General features: G+C 61.4%; 12 protein-coding genes and 1 pseudogene. 2 read left to right on the forward strand and 11 right to left on the reverse strand.

All coding sequences use genetic code 11. The features are described from left to right. The 10 genes and pseudogenes from AAFH49_RS15115 to AAFH49_RS15160 form a co-directional block, all read right to left on the reverse strand. A pseudogene (locus AAFH49_RS15115) lies at nt 1-210 on the reverse strand (amidophosphoribosyltransferase); the annotation flags it as partial. Between the two features lie 84 nt (nt 211-294). Further along, nucleotides 295-984 carry a phosphoribosylglycinamide formyltransferase gene (purN, locus tag AAFH49_RS15120; RefSeq protein ID WP_342299456.1) on the reverse strand — a complete coding sequence of 230 codons (690 nt, stop codon included), beginning with the start codon at nt 982-984 and terminating at the stop codon, nt 295-297. Between the two features lie 23 nt (nt 985-1007). After that, entirely contained in the window at nt 1008-2297 is a 1290-nt protein-coding gene (gene purD, locus AAFH49_RS15125) for a phosphoribosylamine--glycine ligase (protein ID WP_342299458.1), read from the reverse strand. A gap of 106 nt (nt 2298-2403) precedes the next feature. Further along, nucleotides 2404-3822, reverse strand: a complete 1419-nt coding sequence (purC, locus tag AAFH49_RS15130; RefSeq protein WP_342299459.1) for a phosphoribosylaminoimidazolesuccinocarboxamide synthase — start codon at nt 3820-3822, stop codon at nt 2404-2406. Nucleotides 3823-3843: 21 nt separating this feature from the next. After that, on the reverse strand, nt 3844-4704 hold the full coding sequence (locus AAFH49_RS15135) for a phosphoribosylformylglycinamidine synthase subunit PurQ (RefSeq protein ID WP_342299461.1): 861 nt from the start codon (nt 4702-4704) through the stop codon (nt 3844-3846). Between the two features lie 4 nt (nt 4705-4708). Continuing rightward, a complete protein-coding gene (locus tag AAFH49_RS15140; RefSeq protein WP_342299462.1) occupies nt 4709-7747 on the reverse strand; it encodes a phosphoribosylformylglycinamidine synthase subunit PurL in 3039 nt (1012 codons plus the stop codon). A 54-nt stretch (nt 7748-7801) separates the two neighbouring features. Further along, nucleotides 7802-8428, reverse strand: a complete 627-nt coding sequence (gene pyrE, locus AAFH49_RS15145) for an orotate phosphoribosyltransferase (RefSeq protein WP_342299463.1) — start codon at nt 8426-8428, stop codon at nt 7802-7804. Between the two features lie 52 nt (nt 8429-8480). Continuing rightward, nucleotides 8481-9260 (reverse strand): orotidine-5'-phosphate decarboxylase, encoded by a 780-nt coding sequence (gene pyrF, locus AAFH49_RS15150; RefSeq protein WP_342299464.1) that lies wholly within the window; start codon nt 9258-9260, stop codon nt 8481-8483. A 107-nt stretch (nt 9261-9367) separates the two neighbouring features. Further along, the gene (locus AAFH49_RS15155; RefSeq protein ID WP_342299465.1) at nt 9368-10213 is read right to left on the reverse strand and encodes a dihydroorotate dehydrogenase; all 846 of its coding nucleotides are present in this window, start codon (nt 10211-10213) and stop codon (nt 9368-9370) included. 792 nt (nt 10214-11005) lie between these two features. Continuing rightward, the gene (locus tag AAFH49_RS15160) at nt 11006-11893 is read right to left on the reverse strand and encodes a DNA/RNA non-specific endonuclease (protein ID WP_342299466.1); all 888 of its coding nucleotides are present in this window, start codon (nt 11891-11893) and stop codon (nt 11006-11008) included. 249 nt (nt 11894-12142) lie between these two features. Here AAFH49_RS15160 and AAFH49_RS15165 point away from each other — a divergent pair, with 249 nt between their 5' ends. Continuing rightward, nucleotides 12143-13771, forward strand: coding sequence for a T9SS type A sorting domain-containing protein (locus tag AAFH49_RS15165; protein WP_342299468.1), 1629 nt, complete (start codon nt 12143-12145; stop codon nt 13769-13771). 81 nt (nt 13772-13852) lie between these two features. On the opposite strand, the gene AAFH49_RS15170 is transcribed toward AAFH49_RS15165, so the two are convergent. Continuing rightward, a complete protein-coding gene (locus tag AAFH49_RS15170) occupies nt 13853-16102 on the reverse strand; it encodes a T9SS type A sorting domain-containing protein (protein ID WP_342299470.1) in 2250 nt (749 codons plus the stop codon). Nucleotides 16103-16479: 377 nt separating this feature from the next. On the opposite strand from AAFH49_RS15170, the gene AAFH49_RS15175 reads away from it, so the two are divergent. Further along, a complete protein-coding gene (locus tag AAFH49_RS15175; protein WP_342299473.1) occupies nt 16480-17838 on the forward strand; it encodes a sigma-54-dependent transcriptional regulator in 1359 nt (452 codons plus the stop codon). The last annotated feature ends 48 nt before the right edge of the window (nt 17839-17886 follow it).

Here is a 17886-nt window from a genome sequence, read left to right on the forward strand (position 1 = left end):
ATGCCCGATGCCGAGGTTGCCCTTGAGCTTCTTCACATGCTTGGGCTTGAACACGTCGTTGACCAGCCCTTGCCCCTTGCAGAGGTGAAACGAGTCGTCGAACGTGGCGATGCCGGCCGCGTCCTGCCCCCGGTGCTGGAGGGCGGTGAGGCCGATTATCATATCGCCTACGACGTTATCGGGACCGTGAAAACCTACTATTCCGCACATGGGATGGGGTGATTTTAGTGTCTTTTAAGAACGGTCATGTCGAGCGCAGCCGAGACATCTCGCGTGCGTCGCTGAACGATTGAGTTACTTCTCCGAGCGAGATGTCTCGGCTGCGCTCGACATGACGTTCTGTTTGTTGGTAATCAATGCAGCAATTGTTTCCGCGTACAACTCGTGCTCCACCGCCAGGCCGCGGCGCTCCACTTCCGCCAGCGTATCGGCCCCACGCAAATCCACCGTTTGCTGGGCGAGTATAGGGCCGGTATCAAGCCCCTCATCCACCAGATGCACGGTGATTTTGGTTTCGGCCAGCTTGTTCTCGAAAGCCCACTCGTAAGCATGCAAACCCTGGTGCTGATGGGTGTCAGCGGGGTGAATGTTGATGATGCGGCCCGCAAACGGCTGAATGAAGGCTGGTGACAAAATCCGCATATACCCCGCCAGCACCACCAAATCGGGCTGATACTGCTGGAGCAGCGCCGCCACATCCGCATCGAAAGCCTCGCGCTTGCGGCCCTGGCTGGGCAGCGAGGCGATGGGGCAGCCAAGGGCAGCGGCGGCTTCGAGGCCGAAGGCATCGGGCTTGTTGCTAAAAACAACTACCACTTCGGCCAGGCCTTTCAGCACGCCGGTTTTGGTGGCTTCCAGTAGCGCGAGCATATTGGAGCCCCGACCCGACAGCAGGATGGCCAGGCGCACCGGCCTCCCCTCCTTCCCCTCGCCAAAAGAGAGGGAAGCCTGCTGCAATTGCTCGAAGGAGGCGAGGAGCTTCATGAGTTTCAGTTGTGCTTCTGGTCTCAATTTACAAGGGAGGCAGTGAGAACCGGTGCAGGGCGCTGGGCGATATCGGGGCGGAAATACGCATCCTGGAACGTGACGCGGGCACAGGCTTCGTAGGCGCGGGCGGTGGCTTCTTCCAGGTCCTGGCCGTGGGCCGTGAGGACGAGGACACGGCCGCCGTTGGTCACCAACTCGCCGGTTTCATCGCGCCGGGTGGCCCCGTGGTAGGCATGCACGCCGACCGGCAGGTTATCGAGGCCGGTGATGGGAAAGCCGGTGGGGAAACCGGACGCCGGGTAGCCGCCCGAGGCCAGCACCACGCCTACAAACGCGCCTGGCCGCTGCCGCACGCCCTGCTGGGCGAGGGTGCCGTTCAGGGTAGCTTCAATCAGTGTGAGAAGGCTGCTATCCAAAGCGGGCAGTAGCACTTCGGCTTCGGGGTCGCCGAGGCGCACGTTGTATTCCAGCAGCTTGGGGCCGGTGGGCGTGAGCATGATGCCGAAATAGAGGAAGCCCTGGAACTCGAACTGCTCGTTTTGCAGGCCGCGCAGGGTGGGGTCGATGATGTCGCGGCGGATGGCGGCCAGCACGTTGGCATCGGCGAAGGGTACGGGGCAGTAGGCGCCCATGCCGCCGGTGTTGGGGCCGAGGTCATCGGCCAGCAGCTGCTTGTGGTCCTGCGAAGTGGCCAGCAGGCGGATGGTGAGGCCATCGGTGAGGCCGATAATGCTGATTTCGGGGCCGGTCAATTTCTCCTCCAAAAGGAAGGAAAACCAGCCCGAATAGCTCGTTTGTAAATCATCGAAAGCCGCTTCCGCTTCTTCCGGCGACGAGCAAACATATACGCCTTTGCCAGCGGCCAAGCCATCGTACTTCACCACCACATGCCCACCCAGCTCCGCCGCTTTGGCGCGGGCAGCGGCAATGTTGTCGCTCCGGAACGGCCAGGCTTTCGCCGTCGCCACGCCATGGCGGCGCATGAACTCCTTACTCCACACCTTCGAGCTTTCCAGCCGCGCCGCCGAACGGGTCGGCCCGAAAACCTGAATATCGGAACCTGCAAAAAAGTCGGTGATGCCAGCCGCCAGCGGCGCTTCGGGGCCTACCACAATCAGCTTGGCATCGTGAGCGTGGGCGAAGGCTTTCACCGACTCGAAATCGAGCGGATTGACTTCGGGGTGGCTGTTGGGGATGCCGGCATTGCCGGGCAGCACGAGCACCGTGGCCCCGTCGTGGGTCAGCTTTTCGGCCAGGGCGTGCTCGCGCGCGCCGGAGCCGAGGAGGAGAAGGATTTTGGTGCTAGTCACGGGATTTGGAATGTAGAGACGCAATATTTTGCGTCTCGTCGTTGAACATCTTCGTTGCACGGCGCAGTACCGCTCGTTCAACGACGAGACGCAAAATATTGCGTCTCTACAGTGCTTTTAGCTCCTCGTCGGCGGCGCGCAGCTTGGCTTTCGTGGCGAGAATGTCTTTGCTCAGGCGCTCGCGCAAGCGGGGCAGGTTCAGGGCGCGGAGGGCTCCTTGGGCGGCATTGTCGGGGCGTACTACGGTCAGGTTGGGCGTGCCGCTGGGCATGATGACCGACGAGTTCAGGTTCATGGCCAGCTCGGCGTAGTCCTTGTAGGGCGGGCACGAAATGACGGGCACGTTCACGTTGGCCGCCAGCGCACCACCAAGGCCGTTACTGAGGCCGGCCACGGCGATGATGACGCCGGGCTCGATGCTGTTGTTCCAGATTTCGGCCATGCCGGCGATGGCTTCGCCGTTTTTGTGGGCCGAAGTCACGCGCAACTGGGTGAAAACGTCGTAGCCTTCGAACTGCTGACGGATTTTCTCGCAGTGGTCTTTGTCGGCGGGCGAGCCCATTACGATGTTTACCCAGGCATCTTTCAAGATGCCGGCCTGCACGAGGTTGGCCAGCAGGCGGGCGCGGGCATCGTGGCGGCCGGAGCCGGGGGCATCGGCGGTTTCGGGCTCGGCGGTGGGCAGGGGCTCGCCCACGATGCGCTCGTAGATATCGAGGTAGCGGCGGCTGGCTTCCTGGGCCACTTCCGGGGTGAGGGCGCGGGGGTACTGGCCGTCTTTCTTGTTGGCGATGAGCCACTGGCGGACGTACTCTTTGTCCATCTGCTCGGCCGTTTCGGGATTCTTGGCGTAGTCTTCGGCGCTCCAGAAACGCGACGAATCGGGCGTGTGCATCTCATCGATGAGAATCAGCTTGCCATTCAGCAGGCCAAACTCATACTTGGTATCCACCAGGATAATGCCCTTTTCGGCCAGCAGCTTCGAGCCCACGGCAAACAGCATCAGCGACTTCACGGCCATCTGGTCGTACAGTTCCTTGGTCACCCAACCTTCGCTCACCAGGTTTTCGGGAGTAATTTCGCGGTCCGATTCCTCCTTGGTCGTGGGCGTCACGATGGGCTCGGGGAACTGCTGGTGCTTGGTGAGGCCTTCGGGCACGGTCACGCCCGAGAAGGTACGCTGGCCCTTTTGGTAGCCGCGCAGCATCGACCCCGTGATGTAGTTGCGCACAATCATCTCCACCTTGATGGGCTCAGCCTCCTTCACCAGCATGGCGTTGGCATCGATGAGCTTAATCACGTGGTTGGGGATGATGTGGGCCGTCTTTTCGAACCAGAAATTGGCCAGGCCGTTCAGCACCGCGCCTTTGTGCGGGATGGCCGTTTCGAGCACCGAATCGAACGCGGAGAGGCGGTCGGTCACGATGATGAGGCGGTCGCCGCTGGGGGCGCGCAGGCTGTCGCGCACTTTGCCGCGGTGCAGCAGGGGGAGTTGGGGAGAAGCGAAGTGGGTGAGGGTGTTCATTAGCTACGTTTCTGTGAGAGGCTAGTTTTGGTTGGCGAGTTGCACGGCCGGGGCCGTTACGGTATTTTTTTGGGCGATGTGCGCCACGATATTCTTAAAGATTTTCAGCCCGTCCCCTTCCTCAGAAGCGGCGGGGTTCTGGCGGCGGCGGCGCGCCCAGTCGGGGTGGTTGTAGGCCGACAAAAACGCCTCGGGGTGCGGCATGAGGCCGAAAACCTGGCCGGTGGGGTCCGTCAGACCGGCGCAGTTCAGGGCCGCGCCGTTGGGGTTGAAGGGATACACGTCGGTTGGGCCGCCGTCGAAATCGGCGTAGGTCAGGCAGTTCAACCCGGCTGATTCGATGGCGGCTTGCGTGGCGGCGTCGGGAATCACCAACCGGCCTTCGCCGTGGCGCACGGGCACTTCCAGCGTGTCGATGCCTTTGAGGAAGGGCGTGTGCGACACGGGATTCACACGGAGCGTCACCCACCGGTCTTCGTAGCGGCCGCTGGCGTTGTGGGTCAGGGTGACTTCGGGCGTTACATCGCCACTGATGTTAGGCAGCAAGCCCAATTTCACCAGCACTTGGAAGCCGTTGCAGATGCCGAAGACGAACTTACCGTCGGCGATAAACTGCTTGATATCATCGAGCAGGGTGCGACCGTCGGGGCCGTTCTGGCGGTAGCGCAGCTTATTGGCCAGCACCACGCCCGAGCCCAAATCATCGCCGAAGGAGAAGCCGCCGGGGAAGTTCAGGATGTCGAAATCGTGGATGCTCACCTGCCCGTGCAACACCTGGTTGAGGTGCACGATGGTGGCTTCGGCCCCGGCCAGGCGGTAGGCGGCGGCGAATTCTTCTTCGCAGTTGATGCCGAATCCGGTCAGAATTAGCGCGTGAACCATGAGATTAATGCGAAAGAGTGGAGGAAGACACGCCCAGCAGCTTGTTCACCGGACCATTGGTCCAGGCGGCACGTAGCGTGGCGGTGTTGGCCGAAATAACCGTTTGGCCGGCGTGGCGCACGGTTAGCTGGCCGTCCAGCGTCACACGGCCGAGGCGGGTGGCGCGGTCGCCGAGCAGCTGCTCGAAAGCCACTACATCTTCCGGCGCAACAGTTGCCAGGAAGCGGGAGTGCGACTCGGAGAACAACTGCGTGGCCAGGGAAAGGTCCGTTTCCGGCAATTCAATATCAGCGCCGTAGCCGTAGCCGAAGGTGGTTTCGGCCAGCGCCACGGCGAGGCCGCCGTCGCTCAGGTCGTGGCAGGATTGGATGAGGTTTTGGTCGTTGGCCTGGCCCACGAGGTTGTAAAGGGCTTTGGCTTTTTCGAAATCTACTTTTGGCACATTCGCTCCCAGTTCGCCAAACAGATTGTAGAACTCCGAACCGCCCAGCTCGTCGTGGGTTTCGCCGAGGAGGTACACCACGTCATCGGCCTGCTTGAAGTCCGAAGTCACGGCGCGGCGCACGTCTTGCATTTTGGCCGTCATTGAATAGAGCACGGTGGGGGGCACCGAAATTTTCACCCCGTCGGCTTTGAAGTCGTTTTTCATCGAGTCCTTGCCGCTGGTGAGCGGGATGCAGTAGGCAGCCGTGGCGTCGCGCAGGGCCTCGCACATACGCACCAGCTTGGCCAGCTTCTGCTTGCCATCGGGGTTGCTGACGGGGTCGTACACCGAATCGGGTACGCAGAAGTTGTCGTTCACCGACCAGAAAATCCCGTCGCCGGGCGTCAGGTTCGGGAGCTTCCCTCCCACCGCGATAATCTGGCGCACCGCCTCGTCAAACGAGCCGGCCGACATGTCATACGCGTCCAAATCGCCGTAGCGCGGGATGATGCCGTTGCTCACGGCCACGCCTTCCCAGCTCTCGAAATTGAAGCGCACCACGGCCGCGTCCTGCGGCGCCTGGCCCGTCGCGCCCATCAGCGGCTTCACAATCGTGCGGCCCTTCACCTCGTGGTCGTACTGGCGAATGACCGATTCGCGCGAGCAGATATTGAGCGAGCCCAGCAGCTTGAGTAGCGTCTCAGTGTAGTCAGTTTCAGCAGGAACCTGAGGCTCGGCAGCGGTGGGTTTGGTCCACTCCGCTTCCAGAATTTTGCGCGGCACACCGTCGTGCAGGAAGTGCATGTTGAGACGGGCCACCGGCGCACCATCGAAGCGCACGTCCAGGAACCCATCCGAAGTGAAGTGGCCAATATCCGTCAGCTCCACTTCCATTTCCTGGCCCAGCGCCGTGATTTCGGCCATTTTACCGGGCTCCACCACCAGCGTGAACCGCTCTTGGGATTCGCTCACGAAAATCTCCCAGGGCCGCAGACCGGGATACTTCAGCGGCACGCGCTCCAGCTCCACTACCGCGCCGCCCGAGATGCCGGCCAGCTCACCCACGGAGGACGAGAGGCCGCCCGCGCCGTTGTCGGTGCTGCATTTCAAGAGGCCGCGACGGGCCGCCAGCATCAGGAAATCCATCGCCAGCTTCTGGGTGATGGGCGAGCCGATTTGCACGGCCGTAGCGGGCGCGGTTTCATCGAGCTCGATGCTCGAAAACGTGGCGCCGTGGATGCCGTCCTTGCCCACCCGGCCGCCGGCCATAATGATGCGGTCGCCGGCATCAATCTTCTTTTCCCACGAGTCCAAGCCCGCGAATTGCATAGGCATCACCGCGCCGGTGCCGCAGTACACCAGCGGCTTGCCGGCGTACCGGTCGTCGAACACAATCGCGCCGTTCACCGTGGGCACGCCCGACTTGTTGCCGCCGTCCTCGATGCCCTTGCGCACGCCTTCCAGAATGCGGCGCGGGTGCAGCTGCCCGGTCAGCAGCTGCCCGTGAAACTCGGGGTTGCCGAAGCACAGTACGTTGGTATTGAACAGCAGCCGCGCGCCGCCAATGCCGGTGGCCAAAGGGTCGCGGTTGTTGCCCAGAATGCCCGTGATAGCCCCGCCGTAGGGGTCGATGGCGCTAGGCGAGTTGTGCGTTTCCACCTTCCACACGAACAGCGAACCGGGGTTGATGCGCACCGCGCCGGCGTTGTCCGAAAACACCTTTATCAACCAGTCGTTGCCGTTGGCGCGCAGTTGGCGGTCCACTTCCGAAGTGGCGTCTTTGATGTAGGTTTTGAACAACGAATCGACCTGCTTCTCCTCGCCCGTTTCCAGGTCTTTGTAGTTAATGAGGGCCGAAAACTCCTTGTGCTTGCAGTGCTCCGACCACGTCTGGGCAATGATTTCCAGCTCGCAATCCGTGGGGTCAACAGGTAATCCTGCTGCCTTCCGCTCCGCCTGCGTTTCGGCAGCGGCGAAGTAGTCGCGCACGGCGCGCATTTCCTCCAGGTTCAGCGCGTAGATATTCTCCTTCGAGAGCTGCACCAGCTCCGCATCGGTGCGACCGGTTAGCGAAATGACTTCGGTAATGGCCTCAGCGCCGCCGCCGGGACGCGGCGTGTAGTCGCGGATGCCATCGGCCACGCGGCCCACTTCCAGCCAGTTGATGAGCTTGTTGCCGAGCAATTCCTCCGCGATGCGACGCAGGTCGGTTTCCGGAAGGTCGTTTTCAAGCAGGTAGAGCTTCTTGCTGAAAATGTGCTGGGTGTGCACGTCCAGCGGCTCGTTCAGGATATCGGCGAGGGCATTCTGGGCCGAGGTGCCTTCGTCGTCAGTCACGCCGGGGCGGCGGGCTACCAATATATAAGTGGCGAATCCGGGCGCGGCCGTCACCTCATTCAGGCGCACGTCGTGCAGCACCGGGTCGGCGAGGCAGCGGGTGGCGAAATCGCTCAGTTGGGTTTCGGTGAGCGGGTAGCGCACCGTGTAGAGGGCGGCGCTGCGCACGCGGCCGGTGGCCAGGCCGAGGTGGCGGGCGGCGGCTTCGGCCACGCGCTGGCCGTCGCCGTCGTGCTGGCCGGGTTTCAGCGTGAGCTGGATGGTGTGGGTGGTGTTTTCCAATTCTGCCAAAATCTAGGTTCCTCCTTTGTCCTCCGTAAATCTCTCCTCGTGGTCCTAAAACGCTTTTTCAGGCCGGCTGCCGGGCTTCACTACCGGCACGCCGGCGGCGCACAATGGGCAGCTCTCAGGCGCAAAGGTCGCTGCCTGCACCTGTAAAAGCGCGAAATGCGGGAAATCAAGCCCACCCTTTCCGCCCGTGCGGTCAATCAGCGAGGCCACGGCCAGCACCTCCGCGCCCATGGCGCGCAGCACTTTAGCCACTTCCAGCGTGCTTTTGCCCGTCGTCACCACATCTTCGGCAATGACAACTTTTTCGCCCGGCTCGATGGTAAAACCGCGCCGCAGGGTCATTTGTCCGTCGGCGTCGCGCTCCGTGAAAATGCCAGGCACTCGCAGTTGCCGGGCCAATTCGTAGCCAATCACCACGCCGCCCATGGCAGGGCCTACCACCACATCGGGCTTCAGGCCCGCTGCTTCCAGTTGAACTGCCAGCGCCGCCGCAGCGGGGCCCGCCAAATCGGGCCGGCGCAGAAAGCGGGCGCACTGCACGTAGGTATCCGAATGCAGGCCCGACGACAGCCGGAAGTGCCCGCTCAACAGCGCATCTTCCTGGCGCAGCAAATGCTCCAGTGTGGCCGCATCGAAAGCGGTGATGGCCGAGGTATATAGTTGGTCGTTCATCTTTTACAGAAAATCTACTATGCAAAAAGCCGCGGTGAAGCGGCTTTTTGGGTCAGGCATGGGTCGGGCTCGTCACGGCCCGGAATTCGTTGATTTGTTCTTTCAATTCGCGGGCGGCGGCTCCGGCGTCTTTCGCCTGCCAGATTCCCCGCGAGGAGTTTATCAGCAGGCCGCTGCCGTCGGCCCGGAGCCCGGCGCGCAGCGTGGCAGCCAAATCGCCGCCCTGAGCGCCAATGCCCGGCACCAGAAACCATTGGTCCGGGCAGGCGGCGCGGACTTTGGCCACGGCCGCTGGCTCGGTAGCGCCCACCACCAAGCCGATAGTGGATTCGGTCAGCTCCTCGTCCATCAGCTTGGCCAGGCGGGCGGCCCAGTCACTGATGGAGCCACCACGCGTCATGGCCGCGTCTTGGAGGCCGTGGATGGGTTTATTGGAGGTTTTAGCGAGCGAAAAAACCATTTTGCCGGGCCGCGCAAACGGCCGGATGGTATCGTCGCCCATGTAGGGGTTCACCGTCACGGCATCAGCCCCAATAATGTCATAAGCGAAGCGCGCGTACTGCTCGGCCGTGTTGGCAATGTCGCCGAATTTGCCATCCAGAATCACCGGAATGTCCTTCGGAATGCTGCGCACGGTTTCCTGGAGCAGGGCCACGCCGTTTTCACGGCTCAGAAAGAAGGCGAGGTTGGGTTTGAAAGCAGCCGCATAAGGGGCCGTTTCAGTAATGACTTCGCGCAGCCGCTGGGCCACCTGGGCATCATCGCCCGTGGGGTCCAGCCCCACGCAAAGCAGGGAATTGATGGTTTCGACGCGGGTGATGAGCTTTTGCATGGCGATGCGCGAAGAGGGTTTGGGTGGGATTTTGGGGAGGAGAGAAAGAGGAGAATCAGTAATTATTTAGACCGTCATGCTTCGCTGCGCTCTGCATGACGGCCTGATTATTCATACTTCACATTATGCATCACTTCCGAGGCCAGCCGCGCCGTGAGGCCCGGCGACAGCCATTCGCCGCTGGCCACTTGCACGGCCTGAGCGCCCACGCGCAGGTAGTCCTGCACGTCGCGCAGCGTGAAAATGCCGCCCGTACCGAAGATAGGCAGCGCCAGTTTTTCATCTTGAGCCAGCTCCCACACGCAGCGCAGGGCCAGCGGCCGCAGCGCCTCGCCCGAGAGGCCGCCCACGAGTGGCGCGGCATTGCGGTCGGTGGGCAGGTGCAATACTTTGAGGGTGTTGGTAGCGGCCAAGGCAGTGGCCCCGCCCTCCTGCGCGCCCAGGGCCAGGCCCCGGATGTGGTCGGGCCACGGCGGCAGCTTCACAATCACGGCCGCATCGTCGCGCAGCTCGTTGCGCACGGCCTCGGTGGCCTCGCGTACGAAGCGGGCCGTCACATCGGCTCCGGAACCGCCGGGCGGCACCGTGATGTACACTTCCAGCCCGGCCAGCTGCTCGCCGGCCTCGCGCTGGAGGTAGCGCGCAATCTTGCGGAAGCCCGGCACGCCTGGTGCCGTCACGCTCACAAATACGGGCACGCCGAAACGGCGCAGGCGCGGCAGGTGCTCCTGCACCAGCAATTCTGCGCCTTCAGTGCGGAGGTCGGTGCGGTTGAGCAGGGTTTGGTCGGCCACTTGCAGGATGCCTTCGTCGCCGGGCAGGCCGGCGCGGGGCTCCATGGTCACGGTTTTGGTGAAAATCGCGCCTAGCTGCTCGTAGCCCTCGCCGGCGAGGTCCCAGGGTGCCGCCGCCAGGCACACTGCATTCTGTAACGTAATGGCTCCGAGTTTCATAGATATTGTACAAGTAATAAAAACGAATATTCACCCGCACTTAGGCTGGGCCAAGCGCGGGTGACATTCGGCCGGCGAACCGGCAAAAGGATTCCTTAAATTACGTTATCGCGGTTAATCAGGAACGGCATGCACTCGCGGATGTCGGTCTGGCCGAGGCGAGGCGAGGGTCGCCGCAGCCACTTTGGGGCGAGGGTGTTGGTGTCCATGAATATAGTAGTTAAAAGGCGGTTTAGACTATTAAGCTGGAGAGAAAACCGAACCAACCGTGCATAAAAAAACCGTTTCGGAATCCGAAACGGTGGCGGGGCAACAACCCGAGAAAACAGCGGAAATACCGGAGACAAAATCGGAAAAACTGACGGCGACGAAGACCTTCCGGTCCTCTCGCGGGTCGCTGCTGAGCAGGGTCCCGCGCTTCATCAACGGGTGTTTGGGTTGAAGCACGATGCAAAATTACGGCAGGATTACGCCGGCCAAACCTTTGGTCATATTAAGTTTTTGTTGAGCCCTGCCTTACAATTTTAATTTTCGCCCTAACTAGCTAATCGACGCACTTTTCACCACATTTTTTCGCCCTTAAAAAAATTCCGGCATTCGTAACCAATTGCTTTGCAATCACAACCCGCCGTAACTTCGTCTTTTTATCCCTGATATGTAGCCTCCGGCCGCATTTATCAGGCAGCAAAAAGCCCATGAAATACGCGGTATTTCATGGGCTTTTTAATTTCCGGCCGGCTTCGTTATTACAAGCGTAATTAATCAGCCAAAAGCCGGGCTGCAAGCACGATATCAGCTGGTGGGGCCGGTGTCAACTTTCGACTCGATGGTGGCCTGCACCGTGCTGCTCACAGCCGAGAGGATGTTGTAGCCGGTAGCCGATTCGATGGCATCTACCGTGGTGCGGTAAGCCCCCCAGGCCGTGCCGATGGAATTGGTGTTGGGCATGTTCACGGCGATAACGCGGGTGCTGGTGGTTACGCGGCTGGCGTCGGAGCTGCCCTCGGGCAGCACCACCATCACCTTCCAGCAATTGCTGGGCACACTGATGCGGCCGGCATCGATGGTAGTAGCGTAGCCGTTCGAGCCGGTGCCGCCGCTGCCGTAGCTGCCGGCAATGATGTAGATTTCGTAGCCCTGGCCTACCAGGGTACGGGCGTAGTTTTCGAGGCCGGCCCAGGTTTGCTGGTTGTTGGTGGGCGCCTGGGGCATCATATTGGTCATGAGAAACGTGGCCGTGTTATCGGCCACCGAGCCGGTGCGGTCTGCCGAGGGGCAGTTGTGGCCCCGGTCGAAACCCGAGCCCGAGTAGCTGGTGCTGCCCACGTGGTACCACGAAGAAGGCAGCGAGGCATCGGCGGCGAAATTATCCTGGCGGGCGGTGCTGCCCAGCCAGGCGCTGCTCAGGTGCCAGCTCACCCAGTTCGGCTTGCCCTTGTCGCGGCTATACGAGAGGGTGTACTGGGTTTTGGTCATCAGGTAGTTGTTGGGCGAGTTGGTGGCGTCGGTCACGGCCCCACTGGGGTTGCCCATGGCCAGGTTGTTGTCGCGGGTAGCGTCCTGGTTTACGGTGGCGGCGGTGGGCTGCTGGCTCGGGGCCACTTGCTCAGTACGCGAACACGACGCGGCCAGGGCCAGAAGCAGCGCGGCGCTGCTGAGACGGGTAATCATTTGCTTCATAAAAAGAATGGGGTAAGATGGTGAGATGGTGGCCGCAAAATTCCGGCGCCGGAACAATGATGCCGCCGTTGCAATGTTACGGCTTGGTTAAGATTAGTCAAGGCCAAAGACGCACAAGATTATGGCATTGTAATTCAGCATTTTGGAATGGTATTTGAGCAACAGTCTATATAAAATCTAATACACCTTCCCGGGCTTGTTCTTCCTGCTGTCAAGCGACAGCGATTTATTCCCCCCTTTCCCTTTTTTATGTCTGCACCGCTACGTTTGTTTTCGTTCCTGCTGATTGGGCTCCTGCTGGGGTTCATCAGCCCCGCACGCGCCTCGCACATCATGGGCGGTCAGTTGACGTACCGTTGGGTGAGTGGCAGCACCTACGAAGTCACGCTGGTGCTGTACGGCGACTGCACAGGCATTTACTTGCCCACTGGCAGCGTTACCATCCTTGCCCAGAATAATGGCTGCAATTCCACGGCGGTAACGGCCGCATTGGTTCCTTTGGGGACATCGCAGACTATCCAGCCGTATTGTTCAAGCGTGCAACAGCAGGTCATCTGCTCCGCCGCCAGCACAAGGCCGCTTACCTATTTCCAGAGCTACCGCGGCACCATCAGCTTGCCCCCGGCGGCGAACTGGGTGTTGAGCTACGAAGATGCTGCGCGGCCCGGTAGCGCCAACGTAGCAGGACAGCCCAACTTTCGGTTTGAAGCCACGCTCAACAACCAGCTGGCCGCAGGAGGAGCAGTGCAAACCGTCGCAAACACGTCGCCATTGTTTAACCTGACTACCAGCTCCCTCATTCCCTGGAACCGCAGCTCCACCATCAGCAATGCCGGCTTCGATGCCGATGGCGACTCGCTGGCGTATTCGCTGGTGGACCCGTTGGAAATGTGCAATAGGACAATAGCATATTATCAAAGTATTACCCGCCTCGCAGGTGTCCCGCAACCCGGCTGCACCTATGCCGTAGCGGCGGGTTCTCCCACTACCTATTCGGCCACTTACCCGATGGTCACGGCTTACGACACCACAGGCAGCTGCCCACAAAGGTTGCTTACCCCCAAACCCTTCCTTTTCGACGCGGCCACGGGGACCATCACCGTCACCCCAAGCCGGCACCCGGCTTTCGCCCCCATTCAGAGTGCCTACAGATATATGGTCGTGGTGATGGTAACCGAATACCGCCGCCTACCGGGCAGCAACCGCCGCTACCGCGTGGGCTCGGTGCGGCGCGACCTGATAATGACCGTGTATGACTGCGGCGCTAACCAGCTGCCCCGCTTCGCGCCTACCGTAGTCGTCAACCAACGTTCGCAAAGCCGCACACAACCCTTGGGGCAGGAAATTCAGGCGCTAGCCGGCGAAAGCCTCACGGTCGACCTGACGGCCACGGACAGCGATGCCGGGCAATTCGTGCTGCTGTCGGTGGCCGGCACCCCAGTGCCCGGCATCTCGCTCTACCAAACCCTGAACGGGCAGTCCCGCCTCACTTTCGTCGTGCCGCCGAGCCTGCCTGAAGGCCTCTACCACGTGTCCGTCGCGGCCCTCGACGACGCTTGCCCGGTTAAAGGTGTCCAGGGCCAGACGCTGGCCTTTCGGGTAGTCAATACGGCGCTGGCTACCCGTGCCGCTCAGGCCCTGGCCGTGGCGGCCTTCCCCAACCCCTTCACCGAGCAGGTGAAGTTCCAACTGGCCACGCCCGGCGTGCAAACCCTTACCGTTTGCGACCACCTGGGCCGCACCGTAGCCACCGTGCGCAGCCAGCCCAACGGCACCGTGGTATGGCAGCCGGCGGCCACCCTGCCCGCCGGCCTCTACTTGGCCCGCTCCGCCGATGGCCGCCAAAGCGTGCGCTTGCTGCGTAGCGCGGCGCAGTAAACCCCTCCCCCTTTTGGCACTAAAAAAGCCCTGCTGATGGTGTCGGCAGGGCTTTTTTAGTGCCAAAAGGGGGAGGAGGAATTAGCGGCTGCCCACCACCAGCCGTTGTGTAGCCAGTCGCTGCCCGGCGGCATCACGCAGCACCACATGGTAGAGGCCGGGAGCCAGCCGGGGCAATGCCAGGCCGGTGGTGGCTTCGCCCACGGGCTGCTGGCTCACCAGCTGGCCCATTTCCGAGTATGTCTGGACCATACTGCTGCCAGCGGGCATATTGATGAGCCTAACCTGCACTGCCTGGGCATCGGGCGCAGGGTTGGGGTAGGCTTCGAGTTGTGGCACGGCCACGGCTTTGCCCACCGTCACCACCACCACGGGCGAGAAGGACTGGGTGCCGTCGGTATCTACCTGCCGCAGGCGATAGTATAGCATGCTCACGCCCAGGGTGCCGGCCTCGGCATCGCGGAGCTTGTAGCTCAGGGGGCTGCTGCTGCTGCCGGCCGCCGCTACCTGGCCCACGGTTTTGAAGGCGGCTTCGCTGCTGATGGCGCGCTCTACGGCGAAATAGCTGCTATTTTTTTCGGTGGCGGTGGCCCAGTTCAGCTCGGCCGCGCCATTAGTCCACTTGCCCACGAAGGCCGTGAGCTCCACAGGCAGCGGTATAATGGTGGTGATGATGCCCCCGGCCAGGTTATCGGCGAAGGCCTGATACACGTTGATGTTCACCCCGAGGGCCACCGTGGAGGAAGCGCTGATTTGGATGGAAGCGAAGTTCTTGGTAGTCAGAAACGAGACTTCCTGCCGGCCATCGGGCAACAGGTTCAGCGAGAGGAGCGACGAGCCCGAGGCGCTTTCCAGCAGGTTGCCAGCCGCATCATACGTCGTGAGGGTGAGGCGGTCAAGTACGCTGGCATCGAGCAGGCCGCTGTTGTTGCTGATAATCATACCGGCGCGATAGCCCGCCTGGCCTACATCGGTTTTCACATTTCCACTGCCGGGGGCACGCAGGTCCAGCTTCAGCTCGGCCGTGGAGGCGATGCCGCCGCCAATGTTGATGACGGCTTTGGTAGTGGGGTCGTTGTCGGCGGCACCAGCGGGGTTGCTCACGCCACAGCCGACGCACACTACCGCCGAGGTGTTCGTGGCATAGTTGGTGTTCGATACCGGCTGCCCAAAGTCCGACAGGTAGCGCGTGGTGCCCGTGAACGCCGTAGGCTCCACCCCGAAGCCGTAATAGATGTCCAGGTTATTCAGCGCCGCCAGGGCGCTAATCTGCTCAATCTTCACCTCATCGAACGCGAACTTGGTGGGGAAGCTTACCTGGTATTTGCCGTCGGGCAGCAGCTTCACGTCCAGCAGATTGGCCCCGGTGGCCGATTCCTGCTTCACCGATACGCCGTTGATGGTCTTATAAGTAGTGATGCGCAGGGCCGACAGCGCCGCCAAATCAATGATGCCGGAGCTGCCCAGCACGAAGCCCGCATAGTAGCCGGCCGGGGCCGTTTTCGAGCTTTCGAGCTTAACACTGAGCGACGACGGGCAGTTGACCGAGATGAACGTGCCGAACGTGGCATGGTTCGTCAGACTGTTATCAACGGCAAATTCCGGATTGTAAATATTGGTGTTGCCGCACACGCTCACCAAATCGCCGGGCGTGATGGCCGTATTGTAGTAGGGCGTAAGGTCGCCGGCGGGAAAATGCGAGGTGAGCCCGCGCACCGGCTGCTGCACCAGCGACTGCACAGCGTAGCCATAGTACACGTTCAGGCGGTACAGCGCGTCCACCGTGCCGCCAATTTCCAACTCGATGTCATCGAAAGCCTGCTGGGCCACAAACTCCATCTGAACCGGCCGGCCGGTGCCCGCTGCCACCCGCAGGCTTTGCACCACGGCTAGGGAAACCACCTGGGTTTCCAGAGCGGTGCTGCTGCCGCGCAGGTAGGTGCGCAGCGTGTAAGTGCCCAGCGCACTCACGCCCGCCAAGCTGGCCGGCGGCGCTACCAGCACGCCGGCGCGGTCGCCGGCACTGGCCCGGCGGTCGAGCCCCAGGCGCAGGCTGACGCTTTTGCCGACGGCTATGAATTTCACGATGGTCGCATTATCGGTGGTGGACGTACCGTTGGCCGCCTGGCCCGGATTGTCGACCCCGCCGCCAAAAATGCCGCAAAGCGTGGGCGCTATGCAACTGTTGCTGGCCGATGCGACCCCGGTGGTGGAATAAATGGGAGCACCGGCGGCGCTGGCAGTATTCATGGCCAATACCACGAGCAGGGCGGCAATCAGCCAGGCCCGGAGCCGGGCCAGTGGGGCGGAAGGTGAGGAAAGGGATGCCATAATAATTCGTAAAAAATATTTAACTCTTTGGCCCTGTGCCTGCCCCATCCGTGCAATTCCGTGGCCATGTCGGCAAAACCCCCTTGTTAGCTTATTAGCCAATTAGATATAATTTTCATGATACTTAATTTATTTCCCATTACTGGAATATTGTCCTTAAATGGGAATTCACAAATAATAACCCTGCAATCCGATTGCATTTCCAGTTCGTATATGCCTTATTGAGGCCGTTTTTAGCCCAAAATGCTTTTTGTTGCGTATTTTTGTAATATAATTTTTCCAATACAACATTCGTTGTAAACACCGTGAATCGGCCTGTAAGCCGGTAGTTTTCGGTTGCTGCGGCGTTATCTTAGACACCCACACTCCCTTGCTGCATGACACCTGCTCTACCTTTCAAGATTTTTGTTGTCGAGGACAATGAGTGGTATGGCGAGCTGCTGATGCATCGGCTGAGCCAGAACCCGAACCACAGCGTTTCGCGCTTCACCACGGCGCAGGCGTGTCTGGAGCAGCTGGGCGAGAAGCCGGATTTTATCACGCTCGACTATTCGCTGCCCGATGCCAAGGGCGAGCAGGTGCTGCGCCAGATTCGGGAGCGGCTGCGGGGCACCGAGGTGGTGGTGATTTCGGGCCAGGAGGATGTGAGTACCGCCGTCAATATGCTCCAGCAAGGCGCTTATGACTATCTGGTGAAGGACGAGAACACCCTCGACCGCCTCTGGAACCTGGTGGGCAAGGTGGAGCAGCAGGTGTGCCTGCGCCGCGAAAATACCCAGCTTCGCCAGCAGATTGGGGCGCGCCACGGGGCCGGCCAGGCCATTCTGGGCGAGCACGCGTCGATGCAGGCCGTGCAGACGCTCATCACCAAAGCCGCCCGCACCACCATCACAGTGAGCGTGAGCGGCGAAACCGGTACCGGCAAAGAACTGGTGGCCAAGGCTATTCACTTTCAATCGAGCCGGGCCAGCCTGCCCTTCGTGGCCGTGAACATGGCCGCTATTCCGCGCGAGTTGGTGGAAAGCGAGCTGTTTGGGCACGAGAAAGGCGCATTTACCGGGGCGGTGGCCCGCCGCGTGGGCCGACTGGAAGAAGCCAACGGCGGCACCCTGTTTCTGGACGAAATAGCTGACCTCGACCTGAGCCTGCAAGCCAAGCTGCTGCGCGTGCTGCAGGAGCGGGAGGTGACCCGCGTGGGCGGCAACCAGCCCATCCCGTTCGATGTGCGCCTGATTGTGGCCACGCACCGCGATTTACTGACGGAGGTGCAGGCTGGCCGTTTCCGCGAAGACCTGTACTACCGCCTGCTAGGCCTGCCCATTGCCCTACCGCCGCTGCGCCAGCGCGGGGCCGATGTGCTGATGCTGGCCGAGGTGTTCGTGCGCGATTTCTGCCAGCTCAACAACCTGCCGCCGCGCCAGCTCACCGACTCGGCCCGCGAGCAGTTGAAGGCACATCCCTTCCCGGGCAACGTGCGCGAGCTAAAGGCCGTGGTGGAGCTGGCCACCGTGCTGGCCGACGGCGAGTTCATTCACGGCGAAGACCTGCCCCTGCGGGCCGGCAAAGCCACCATTGGCCCCGGCAGCCAACTCTCGCTGCGCGAGCAAACCACGGCCATCGTGCAGAGCTGCCTCGATGAGATGAACGGCGACGTACTGGCCGTGGCCGCCCGCCTGAACATGGGCAAGTCCACTATTTATCGTATGTTACAGCAGCAGGAATTGCACCTCGGCTAAGCCCCGCATGGCAGGCTGGCGGGTCGTTTCCGGATTCATTGGCTCGCA

Origin of the sequence: Hymenobacter segetis (genome assembly GCF_038448715.1) — a bacterium.
In the GTDB taxonomy this organism is placed as follows: domain Bacteria; phylum Bacteroidota; class Bacteroidia; order Cytophagales; family Hymenobacteraceae; genus Hymenobacter; species Hymenobacter segetis.